The sequence below is a fragment of the Pseudomonas sp. RIT-PI-AD genome (assembly GCF_025642785.1).
Classification (GTDB): domain Bacteria; phylum Pseudomonadota; class Gammaproteobacteria; order Pseudomonadales; family Pseudomonadaceae; genus Pseudomonas_T.
In genome coordinates, this window is record NZ_JANZKU010000019.1 from 77,513 (window position 1) to 87,960 (window position 10,448).

Annotated in this window: 9 protein-coding genes; 2 read left to right on the plus strand and 7 right to left on the minus strand. The window is 55.7% G+C overall.

The window, feature by feature from the left end; translation table 11 throughout:
* Positions 1 to 91 precede the first annotated feature (91 nt).
* Both OGL92_RS16385 and OGL92_RS16390 read right to left on the minus strand, forming a co-directional pair.
* Positions 92 to 307, minus strand: a complete 216-nt coding sequence (locus OGL92_RS16385) for a hypothetical protein (protein ID WP_263145436.1) — start codon at positions 305 to 307, stop codon at positions 92 to 94.
* Positions 297 to 1,670 carry an MFS transporter gene (locus tag OGL92_RS16390; RefSeq protein ID WP_263145438.1) on the minus strand — a complete coding sequence of 458 codons (1,374 nt, stop codon included), beginning with the start codon at positions 1,668 to 1,670 and terminating at the stop codon, positions 297 to 299. The genes OGL92_RS16385 and OGL92_RS16390 overlap by 11 nt, the downstream gene beginning before the upstream one ends.
* A gap of 98 nt (positions 1,671 to 1,768) precedes the next feature.
* On the opposite strand from OGL92_RS16390, the gene OGL92_RS16395 reads away from it, so the two are divergent.
* Complete coding sequence (locus OGL92_RS16395; protein ID WP_263145441.1) at positions 1,769 to 2,662, plus strand: LysR family transcriptional regulator; 894 nt, start codon at positions 1,769 to 1,771, stop codon at positions 2,660 to 2,662.
* A gap of 367 nt (positions 2,663 to 3,029) precedes the next feature.
* Here OGL92_RS16395 and OGL92_RS16400 read toward each other — a convergent pair whose 3' ends face one another.
* On the minus strand, positions 3,030 to 3,803 hold the full coding sequence (locus tag OGL92_RS16400) for an NAD(P)H-dependent oxidoreductase (RefSeq protein ID WP_263145444.1): 774 nt from the start codon (positions 3,801 to 3,803) through the stop codon (positions 3,030 to 3,032).
* 84 nt (positions 3,804 to 3,887) lie between these two features.
* On the opposite strand from OGL92_RS16400, the gene OGL92_RS16405 reads away from it, so the two are divergent.
* Entirely contained in the window at positions 3,888 to 4,784 is an 897-nt protein-coding gene (locus OGL92_RS16405) for a LysR family transcriptional regulator (RefSeq protein WP_263145447.1), read from the plus strand.
* A 246-nt stretch (positions 4,785 to 5,030) separates the two neighbouring features.
* Here the strand turns inward: OGL92_RS16405 and OGL92_RS16410 are convergent, their stop codons facing one another.
* From OGL92_RS16410 to OGL92_RS16425, 4 genes are all read right to left on the minus strand, one after another.
* Entirely contained in the window at positions 5,031 to 5,255 is a 225-nt protein-coding gene (locus OGL92_RS16410) for a hypothetical protein (RefSeq protein WP_263145449.1), read from the minus strand.
* 135 nt (positions 5,256 to 5,390) lie between these two features.
* Positions 5,391 to 5,594 (minus strand): hypothetical protein, encoded by a 204-nt coding sequence (locus OGL92_RS16415; RefSeq protein WP_263145452.1) that lies wholly within the window; start codon positions 5,592 to 5,594, stop codon positions 5,391 to 5,393.
* A 1,056-nt stretch (positions 5,595 to 6,650) separates the two neighbouring features.
* On the minus strand, positions 6,651 to 9,632 hold the full coding sequence (locus tag OGL92_RS16420) for an N-6 DNA methylase (RefSeq protein ID WP_263145454.1): 2,982 nt from the start codon (positions 9,630 to 9,632) through the stop codon (positions 6,651 to 6,653).
* A 217-nt stretch (positions 9,633 to 9,849) separates the two neighbouring features.
* Complete coding sequence (locus tag OGL92_RS16425; protein WP_263145455.1) at positions 9,850 to 10,215, minus strand: CopG family transcriptional regulator; 366 nt, start codon at positions 10,213 to 10,215, stop codon at positions 9,850 to 9,852.
* Between the last annotated feature and the right edge of the window lie 233 nt (positions 10,216 to 10,448).

Sequence of the window (10,448 nt, forward strand, 5' to 3'; positions counted from 1 at the left end):
CCGGACGCGCGCGGGTCCCCGTACAACTCAAGCGGAGGAACCCCGCCGACATCATCATGATCGCGGGTGGGGCGGGCGGGCCGGATGAGGCTCAGCGGAAAGGCGTTACCGACACCACGGCGCCGCTCGCCGCGTCGATATCCACCCGGTACAGCGCCTGGTCGCGCTGGCGGTTGAAGATGCAGGTAAAGACACTGGGCGAGGCATGCGGAAAGTACTCGAACCCGCCGTCGGGGCCGGCTCGACCTTTATCGATCGGCAGCCGCTCGGAAACCCTCATCGGCTGTCGACGGTCATCAGAAATCACGGGGACGGTCCGGCCGAATGCCAAGCCAGCATAGGGTGCTCGCAGACAGAAGCAGCACCACGGAAATGCCGATCGACACATGCATGCCATGCATGAAGGCCTCCGGCGCGGTATCGCGAACCAGGTAGCCAAAGACGGCCACGCCGAGCATGCCGCCGACTTGCCGGGCGGAATTGAGCACACCCGAGGCGATGCCCGCCCGCGCTGCCGCCACCGAAGACAGCGTCGCGTTGGTCATGGTCGGCACCATCAGGGCAATCCCGCTGGCCGCCAGCAGCATCGGCACGACCAGGAGCCAATAGCTGCCGTCCACGCTGACCGGCATCAGCAACGAATATCCGAAGGCGGCCAGCGCCAGCCCGAAGACCATCAGCAGGCGGGCCCCCATGCGCGTGATCAAGCGTCCCGCGAGCACATTGACCGCCATCAGCACGAGGGTCATGGGCAGGAATGCCAGCCCGGTCTGTTGTGCGGAGAGGTGTTGCTGGAGCTGGAAGAACAGGCTGAACACGAAGATCAACCCATAATAAGCGAAGTTCACCACCACACCCGCCACCGAGGCCAGGGTGAAGGTGGGAGTCCGGAACAACGCCAATGGCAGCATCGGCGAATGGCTGCGGGCCTCGATCCGGATGAACCCCAGGGCCGCGATGACGGCCAGCGCCAGGCTTCCTCGAACCACGCCATGCTCCCAGCCAAGCGACGCGGCTTCGGTCAGTGCCAGGGTCAGCGCGGCCAGCGCCAGGATGGCGGCGCCTTGGCCGGCCCAGTCGAGGTTGCGCCGGTGGCTGCCGCCATGGGGCGCCACATGGCGCAGCGTCAGGTAGACCCCGGCCAGCCCTATGGGCAGATTGATCAGGAAAATGCTGCGCCAGCCCAGATGCGTCACCAGGATCCCGCCCAACACCGGGCCGGCTGCCAGCGAGATGCCGCCGAACGCACCCCACCAGCCCACCGCGCGGCTGCGCTGTTCGCGGTCCGGGAATGCCTGCTGCAGCATGGCCAAGGCATTCGGCACCAGCAGCGCCGCCCCCAAACCCTGGATCGCCCTGGCGGCGATCAGGACCGGCAAGCTGCCGCTCGCACCACAGGCCGCCGATGCCAGGGTGAACACCACGAACCCGAGCAGGAAGACCCGGCGCGCGCCAAGGCGGTCGCCCAGGGCACCGCTGCTCAGCAACAGTGCGGCGAAGACCAGCGTATAGGCATTGATGACCCCTTGCAGGCCGGCCACATCGGTGGCGAATGCCTGGCGCAAGGCGTCCAGCGCGACGTTGACCACGCTGACGTCCAGCAGGACGACCACGAAGCCCAGCGCGGCCGCAAGCAGCGTGCCGCGCGCGGAAGAAGATGACGAAGCCATGAGAACACCCGATAAAAAACCTGGGTTCTGATGCTAGGGTTCGGGTATGTCCGCGTAAATTCCCTAAAATCGCACCTCATACTTGAGAAAACGCCTAGATGTTCGACTGGGAGAACTTTCGTCATTTCCTGGCGGTCGCGCGCGCCGGCACCCTGTCGGGCGCCGCCCGATCCCTGCAGGTGGACCACGCCACCGTCAGCCGCCGCTTGGCGGCGCTGGAATCCGAGCTGCAGGTTCCGTTGGTCGAACGCCTGCCTCGTTCCTGCCGGCTCACACCCATGGGCGTGCAGGTCTATGAGCAGGCCAAGGCGATGGAGACGTCGGCCTTTGCGGTGGAGCGCCTGGCGCGTGCCAGTCAGGAGCCGCTGGCGGGAAAGGTGACGCTCAGCGCGCCCCCGGTGTTGGTGACGCACCTGCTGGCGGGCCGATTGGTGGATTTCCGTGCCGAGCATCCGAGCATCCAGCTTTCCGTTTCGGCGCAGGCACAGCAGGTATCGCTGAGCCGACGCGAGGCCGATATCGCCCTGCGCCTGGTGCGCCCCGCGGAATCCAGCAGCGTGGTACGTAAACTGGGACAGATGCCTTTCGCGCTGTATGCGAGCCCGGACTACCTCGCGATGCACCGCCCGGAGGACTGGGCGTTCATTGCCTACGATGCGCAGTTCGCCGACATGCCCCAGCAACAATGGCTGCTGGGGATCGCCGGCAACCGGGCGATCGGCTGCGAGTTGAGCGACATCGGCAGCCATCTCGCGGCGGCACGTGCCGGGGCCGGCGTTGCCGGGCTGCCCTGTTTCCTGGGCGACGAAGGACCCGGATTGGTAAGGCTGGAACATGAAGGTCCGCTGTTCTCGCGCGACATCTGGCTGGTCGTCCACCGCGATTTGCGCCGCTCCGCACCGCTGCGGGCGGTAATGGACTTCATCGCCAAAGCCGTTACCGAGAAGGCGGGCCTGGGCTTGGAGGCCGCGCCCCGGATGGAGTCGAGCTGATCGGCTCACACCACGCAGCGGACCAGCGTTTCCGCGAGCTCGCCCGCCACAGCGAACCCTGCTCGACCTGATCGGCGACAACGGGAAAGGCGTCAGCCTCCATCGCCCGCTCACCCAGCCGAGGCTGCGCTTCAACGTATCGCGCCGCCTGCGCCCGACATCACCGCGCGTGCTCGCCCACCCGTTTCACGAACTGGAGCGCGACGGTTCGTTCGCCTGGTGTCCTTCCAAGAGGGATAGCCGCCAAAGGCGTCCGACAGACCTCGAGGCCGGCGAGCCATGCGCTGAAGAAACGGGGTAGGTCCATATCGAGTGCCATGGGAGCCGGGCATCGCGCTCGCCATTGGCATCCGCGTGTCACGGCGGATCAAGGAACGTCGGCGATGTGCGCGGTCAAGCCCGTCCGATTCGGCGCCACGTGCTCGGCGAGCACGTGGCGGTCCGGGTAGTCGCCGCCGTTCTGCCGGCGAAAAGCGATGGGCGCGTCCTCGAACAGGCGCTCCACCCGGCCGCGCCAGGCCGCGCTGGCTTCGGCCATGCCTTGGGCGGCGATGCCCGCCGCGCCATAGACCGCGAAGGTGGGCAGGACCTGCATGCCGGGAAAGAACAACGTGCCGTGGGTGATGGGAAAGAGCAGTTGCTCCAGGGGGCCGTTGATGCCCCGCGGCGAGTAGTCGATCGCCGGCCCGCCGACCGAGACGGCCAGCAGCGCGCGCTTTCCGGCGAAGCCGCCATCGCCATAGCGATAGGCGTTGCCTGCACCTTCGTAGCCATAGGCCAGGCCGTAGGCCCACACCCGGTCCACCCAGCCCTTCATGATCGCCGGCATGCCGAACCACCACAGCGGGAAATGCAGGATCACCGCGTCGGCCGCCAGGAGCTTGCGTTGTTCAGCGTCGACATCGGGCGTCTGGCACCCCTGGGAGAACGCATGGTCCGACTCCTCGATGAAGGACAGGCGATCCCGATTGGCTCGCCTGGGAAAGTCCTGGGCGTCGAACCCCGCCTTCCATCCCATGGCGTACAGGTCGGAGTGCATGACCTCGTGACCCTGGCCCTTCAGGACCTCGCTCGCGATTTCGGCGAGTCGGTGGGTGACAGAGGTTGGCTCGGGGTGGGCATGGACAAGCAGGATTTTCACGGCAGGTGCTCCATCGGTGGATGAAGCACGATAAAGGGCCACCAGCTATAGTCGAAATGAATTTCCAGTATCTCTGGTATTGCCATGAGTAATTTCTTGAGACGCCTCGACCTGAATCTGCTGGTCACGCTCGACGCTTTGTTGATCGAGCACAACGTGACCCGCGCGGCCGAACGGCTGCATCTGTCACAGCCCAGCGTGAGCGTACAACTCGCCCGCTTGCGCGAATTCTTCGGCGATCCCCTGCTGTTGCCCGGCCCCCGTGGCATGCGGCCGACCTCACGCGCCGACGAACTGCGCGAGCCGCTGCGGCAGGCACTGGCCGCGTTGGAGCAGGCGGTGGCGCCTTCCACCCCTTTCGATCCGGCCCAGGCCGACCAGACCTGGCGCATCGCGGCTTTCGACTACAGCGAGTACACGATCCTGCTGCCCGCCATCGCCACGCTGCGGGCGGCCGCGCCGGCCATGCGCCTGGCCGTCGTCCAAAGCGCGCCCTCGCAGGTGGCGAGGAAAGCGGAGCAAGGCGACATCGACCTGGCCTTCCTGATCGGCAGCGAAGCGCCGCCGGATCTACGGCGCAAGCCAATGTTCACGGAGCGCTACGTGTTGGCCGGGCGCGCCGGGCACCCGCGGCTGAAACGCCGCCCCAGCCTGACGCAGTTCTGCACGCTCGACCATGTGATCGTGTCGCCGGACGGTGGCGGATTCCAGGGCGTGACCGACACAGCCCTCGCCGAGAAAGGCATGACGCGCCGGGTCGCGCTGTCGGTGCCGCATTTCCTGTTCCTAAGGGCAGTGCTGGCGAGCACCGATCTGGTGGCGATGGTGCCGTCGCGGTTGGTGCACAGCGATGCCGCGCTGCAAGTCGTCGAACCGCCCCTCGACGTCCCCGGCTTCGAGATGCTCATGCTCTGGCCCGAACGGGTCCATCGCGATCCCGCCCACCAATGGCTGCGGGAGCGCATCGCAGACTCGGTATGAGCCTGCAGTACGGGACTCACCGGCACGCCGGCGATGCGAACGACACTGCCCAGGATCCTCATCTCCGGCGATGACGCGGCGCCTACATGACCGGGCAGTGAAAGGCGTTCCAGCAGGTCCGAGCCGCGCGCGCGGCGGCCTCGGCCGGCACAGGAAGCCTTGATCCGGCCTCCGCTTTCACCGCCATCTCCATCGCCCCCCAGGGCCGCTGTTGGCGATAACGATCAATCGCTGTCGAAACGCACTTCACTTCAAACCAATACGTGGTGCGAGAGGGCTCAATCTGGCCTCAAATTCCCTCAGGGCACTATCGAGCCGGTAGAAGATGCGAGCGTACGACTGGATACCTCGCTCGCCGTAGAACACAAACCATTGGCCACCGTCTTGACACAAAAACAGCGTTTCGTCGCGGCCCTGTTGAATCGAGTACGACTCCCTGGGGAGCTGCAGGGAATCCAGACGTTTGATCATGCTCTAAATTTTGCATTGATCTTCATTAACGGGTTGCATGTAGCCTCAGCGCCGCGTTCATGGCATACGCATCAAAACTGTGCGTAAATGCTTGATCAGGTGCGCATTGCTCAAGCAGTCGATGGGACGCAAGCCTTAGAGGGCTGGGACCTCCCGGTCAATCCACCACTTCGCTTCCACCAGACCTCTTTTGCCATAAACGATTACGGCTTCATCAAGCCGACCATTCATGATGGTGGCGAGCCGATATGCGTTCTCGTCGAGATAGTCCGCTTTGTATAGCGCCACGAACTCGAGCCAATGACGATCCCCTGGGTATTCTTCTTCAAGGCCATGCATCGGTTTCACATCCTTTCATCAGTTGGGTCTGACATGCACGGCGCACCTGCATAGAACCAGGTGGCTTCTGTCAGCCCAAACTTGAGTCGCGGGTCGCGAGTCATGAGTGCCTTGGCTCTGTTCGGCAACCACCTACAAAGAGAGATTGCTCTTTGTTTCTGTCCCCGGCACTCTGCAAGGCCTTGGCCATTTCATGAAGGTCACGACTCACCGCTGCCCGTAAGGCAGCTTCGTGAACAAATCCTTTCAAATCAGCAGGGATATCCTCTGCTTGAACCATGGCCTGCCACAAGTCAACTTCGACCGCCTCGGTAATTTGAGAACGGTCTCCAGTCACCATCGGAATGCCTAACAGTAAGGCTTTTCAGCCATGCTCCACGTGTCCGACTTGCGCCTCAATAATCGTTCTAACCAGATCGTGTCGGGCAATGTCGGATGCCCAATCATTCCCACTCTATTATCAAATGGCAACATAAACCCTTTGAAACTGGTATGTATAAGCCATACCCAATACTCAGTACCATGAGAAGTGCCACGCTTTGAATCCCATCAGTCTGCCGGTGCGTGGGGCAGGGAAACTTCTAGCCACCTGCCCTCGACTGACTGCACAAACACTCAACCGCAGCCTCAAATAGCTTCTTGTCGGGTATAAATGAACCCCATTTGCTCCAAAAGTCTCGCGTTGAGCTATCAGGCTTTCCGCCCTCGTCTGGCCCTAACGCATTGATCAAATGCCGTAACAAGACGGCCAGCTCTGCGGGATCACCGCTGCAGCCTACGTCAACAAGCAGTTGAGATGCGTAGGCAGGATCGGCGGAAAGCAGGATCGCCATTGCTTCGTCGTGTGGTAGATCTCTCATCTCATGTCAATCTTTCTGCGAAACGAACAACATAATCATACTCGACAAGCACACGGTAGTACGCCTAGTCAAGTATCGCAACTCATGGCGCTGAACTTGAATTGTGCATCTCGCGCCCCTACTCATAAGCAGTATCTTATAAACGCAACAGCATCTCCAGACTCATAATTTAGAGAGCCTGGAGATTTATTACGGATCAGAAAAAGTCATCAATCTCTCTTCTAAGCTCCGAAATTTCCGCCCTCTTTGAGAGAATGCGACTTATGTTTAATTTGCATTCCTTAGCTATTCGACGTTGCTCAACTTCGCCTTTGTGAGGCACTGATATGGAAAGGAGATCTGCTTCAGAAAGTCGCGCATGCCTTTTACCAGATTGCAAACACCGATAAACTTCCAACATTTCCGGAGTAAGAAGTAAAAATCGCAAATAGTCGATATCATGAACATTTGGCGATAATTTATATGTCAGCCATTCAGGACTTCCAATCCAATCTTCTTCTTTGTTATTTACCACGACCTTCCCGAGATAAGGTTCCAATTTTGAAATAGCAATATCACACTCACCGAACTCAATTTTATCGGAGCCTATCTCGTCAACCTCGTCGATCCCGAAAAGAATTGACATTTTTGCTTCCACATTTGCGAGATCAATTAGCTTTCTCGGCTCAGAAAGAGCTCCTTTAGGTAATTTGTTCGCTTTGTGAGGAATGGCGAGGTCTCTGATTCGGATCGACAGATCTGAAGACGCAAAAGCCTGCCCAAATTTCTTTGTCCAAAGATGCACATATTTTGGGTCAATGCGCAGGCTGGGCCGGTTTGAAAGGTCGCTTAGATTCACTCTAAAGCCATATCTAAGACTTTCTACGCCACCTTCCTTATAGTTTTTTATCACACTGCCTTGCTTATCAAAGGCATACAAGTCATTAGGCTGATCGAGATCAGGCAAACCCTTCCGTCTTCTGTAGCCAACATGTTGCGGCTCAGCCAAAAATATCTCATAGTTATCAATAGTAGGACATGCCACCACGTGCTTGAATATCCACGAGCTACCATCTTTAACTATTTCATCAAGCTCACTTGAATAGCTAGCAAGAACTTCATTAACACTAGCTTCAGGGGATATTCCAGGAATCAATTCCTTGGCAAATTTTGCTCTGACTCTTTCATCAGCAGATTTAAACCCTTTTATCTTTTTTCGATATTCTTTCTCGTGCTTTTCCCAAGCTTGATTCCAAGCCATTACTTGTTCATTTGTCTTCTTTTCAGCAAACAGAATGCAGGTCTTTGTACTCGTAAAAGGCTTAAATGCGACGTAAGGTAGCGAAATTACCGCCTTAATATTGAAGTGCTCAAAAAGAAATAGTCTAATATTCGAACTACTGGAAGAGTCCAAGATAGTTTCGGGTATTACCGAAACAAACTTTCCTCCCTCTCTAAGTAGTTGATACCAACGCTCTATGAAAAGATTCTCGCTGGCACTATCACTTCCCAGCATGAAGTCTTTATCAAGCTGCTTTTTCTCGTCCCCACTAAGGGATATTGAAAACGGAGGATTAGTGAACACGAAATCAAACTCTTCATTGCATACTTTCTTATAAGGAAACTCTAGCGGTTTTTCTTTAGTAATTGCCAAGCCATGCGACCTATCTTTAGAAGCATACTCTGCGAAGCGTTCCAATCCACTTTTGACAAAGATGTTTGTGCTTCCATCTCCGTGCAAAATCATATTGACTTTCGTTGCCATTCCTAAGTCGGCATTAGGTTCAATGCCATAGAGAAACTCCCTGGCCCATCCATTTTGATTCTTTTCACCGAACCACATATTTGCATATTGTTCAAGTCTGGGGGGAAGTTTGCCATTTAGCGGCGAGAGAACTTTGGTTCCCTCTTTTAACGCTGCTATTAAAAATGCGCCTGACCCACAAGATGGGTCAATAACTTTTGGTATTCTAGGCCTACCTTGGTTGTCGCGCTCACGTAAAAAAGTTTCAACAACCTCCTCTCCGAATCCAGACAAGGCAAAACAAAAGTTAACTAGATTTATGTGAGTAAAAAACTGGCCTTTGGTTTGGGTGAAATCTTGCGAAACAATACCTTCAAAGAAGTCTCCCAGCAAATCTCCTTCACCCCTATGTGTATTTCGGGTTAAAGATTTATCCTGTAACTGCTCTACCACGAAGGCCACTTTTGCAGCCGATATTTTCTTCGCCTCAAACGGTGTGGTTTCGGCGATCTCGGAATCGGAGTAACCTAAATAATTTTTTGCGGCCTGCCGGAAAATTTTTGTCATTTTGGTGACAACGCTTTCGGGTGATTCCACAAGCCCATTATTATATGCAGTTCTTTGGAATGAATAGTTCTCATCCGGCGGAGTTTCTAGCTCGTCGTAAACGCGACATAGAAAGAGGCGTACCAATATGACGAATACATCATTGTTATTAGTTCCACCCCCGCCCCATATTACATCGTGAAGCTCTTTTCTTAGACGATCAAACTCCAATTTTGTCACATCGGTTCTTAGCTGGCGCTGCAGCTTTGTTGAGCATTTTACATTTGCATATTCTAGGTTCTTCGGCACGCCAAAACTGTCAGGGATTATGGAGTTTGATGCTTGACCATCTTTATCCCAATCCTCCCACGTGGGATATTCAGAGAGATTTACAATTACGCATTTGTCCAGCAGGTTTTTACCATCTATCGTAGCAGTATAATAAACACCCAACTCAGGGACTATTGGCTCTTGCCGCGAAAGATTGAAAAGCTGCCCTTTTAGAAAATCTTTATCCGATTCAAACTTCTCTGGTGCTTTACATTCAACAAAAAGAAAAGGAACTCCTCTTTTTTTAATTTCAGGCCAATTATCAGGGTAACTTACTACTAGATCAATACGAGCAGATTTCTTACTCGGACGCCCGATGCTGTACTCTTTCTCGACTTCAAATACAACTTCTTTCGCCCCATAGCCCAGCTCTTTCTTTAGCTTGACGATTAAGTAAGCACGGACATACTCCTCATCACCTAGAAAAGATATTTTTCTATGCAGCTTGAGAGACTTTTCATTATATTCAATTTGACCCCCTATAAAATCGTCGGCTGGCTCTATAGATTTAATCAACACCCCATTCGGATCATGCTTGACAATATAGTTAAGTATCAATTTCTTCTGAATTTTATTCATTGGTAGACTCAGTACTTTGAGTGATTTAAATTATAGACTTAAAACAGCTATACGATGGCTGTTAGCGCGTTTTCTACATATCCATGGAGCGGTATATCGTCTTATCAATCATGCCAGTACTCAACAATGTCACTCACCCTACACTCGAAATCTCGTCATGCTTCACAAAGGATATGACAGGAGACACAAAACCATGCCCGCAATGTCATCTTTATTTTTACTTGTAGACGATACGACTCATAAGATCCAAAATCTGTGCCTGCATCGTTCGAAAGTCATTCATCACAGTTTCAACGTCTAACGGCCTGGCACCTTGGCCACGCTTCTCTGAGAGCCAAAGTTTTAAAAGTCCAGCGACCCGCCCGAGGTCGCCATTGACCTTGGCCAAATCAGCCACTGCGGTCAGATCAACGACCGACCGGATTGGCGTATTCAAACCAAGGGCGCGAAGATAACCCGACCGAGACAGGCCAGCTTGTTCGGCCTTCTCTATGATCGCCGCCTTTTCCTCATCAGTAACCCAAACCTCGATTGGCTTGCCGCGTCGGCGAGCTAGAGCCTTTTCTTTGGTACCGCCTGTCATGGGTGCTCCTGTTGTTGCTGTTGCGCTTTTGCCCCTAGACGCGGCAGCGGCTGTCTGCCTCGCAGAGCAAGATTCGTTGAGTCGAAGGCGAATAAGGGGAGGTGTTGGTAGGGTACGGGCCTGCCCGTACCCTACCAACACACATCTTGCCGTCCAGCTAGGCGCAAACATATGCGTATCTATGCGAAAAGCTCAGAAGGCGCGACTATAAGCATACTTACGCATGTCTACGC

Bases quoted from the DNA above. Each gene is read 5' to 3' on its own strand.
- OGL92_RS16390 (WP_263145438.1), bottom strand. From the start codon at position 1,670: ATGGCTTCGTCATCTTCTTCCGCGCGCGGCACGCTGCTTGCGGCCGCG.
- OGL92_RS16395 (WP_263145441.1), top strand. From the start codon at position 1,769: ATGTTCGACTGGGAGAACTTTCGTCATTTCCTGGCGGTCGCGCGCGCC.
- OGL92_RS16405 (WP_263145447.1), top strand. From the start codon at position 3,888: ATGAGTAATTTCTTGAGACGCCTCGACCTGAATCTGCTGGTCACGCTC.
- OGL92_RS16410 (WP_263145449.1), bottom strand. From the start codon at position 5,255: ATGATCAAACGTCTGGATTCCCTGCAGCTCCCCAGGGAGTCGTACTCG.
- OGL92_RS16415 (WP_263145452.1), bottom strand. From the start codon at position 5,594: ATGCATGGCCTTGAAGAAGAATACCCAGGGGATCGTCATTGGCTCGAG.
- OGL92_RS16420 (WP_263145454.1), bottom strand. From the start codon at position 9,632: ATGAATAAAATTCAGAAGAAATTGATACTTAACTATATTGTCAAGCAT.
- OGL92_RS16425 (WP_263145455.1), bottom strand. From the start codon at position 10,215: ATGACAGGCGGTACCAAAGAAAAGGCTCTAGCTCGCCGACGCGGCAAG.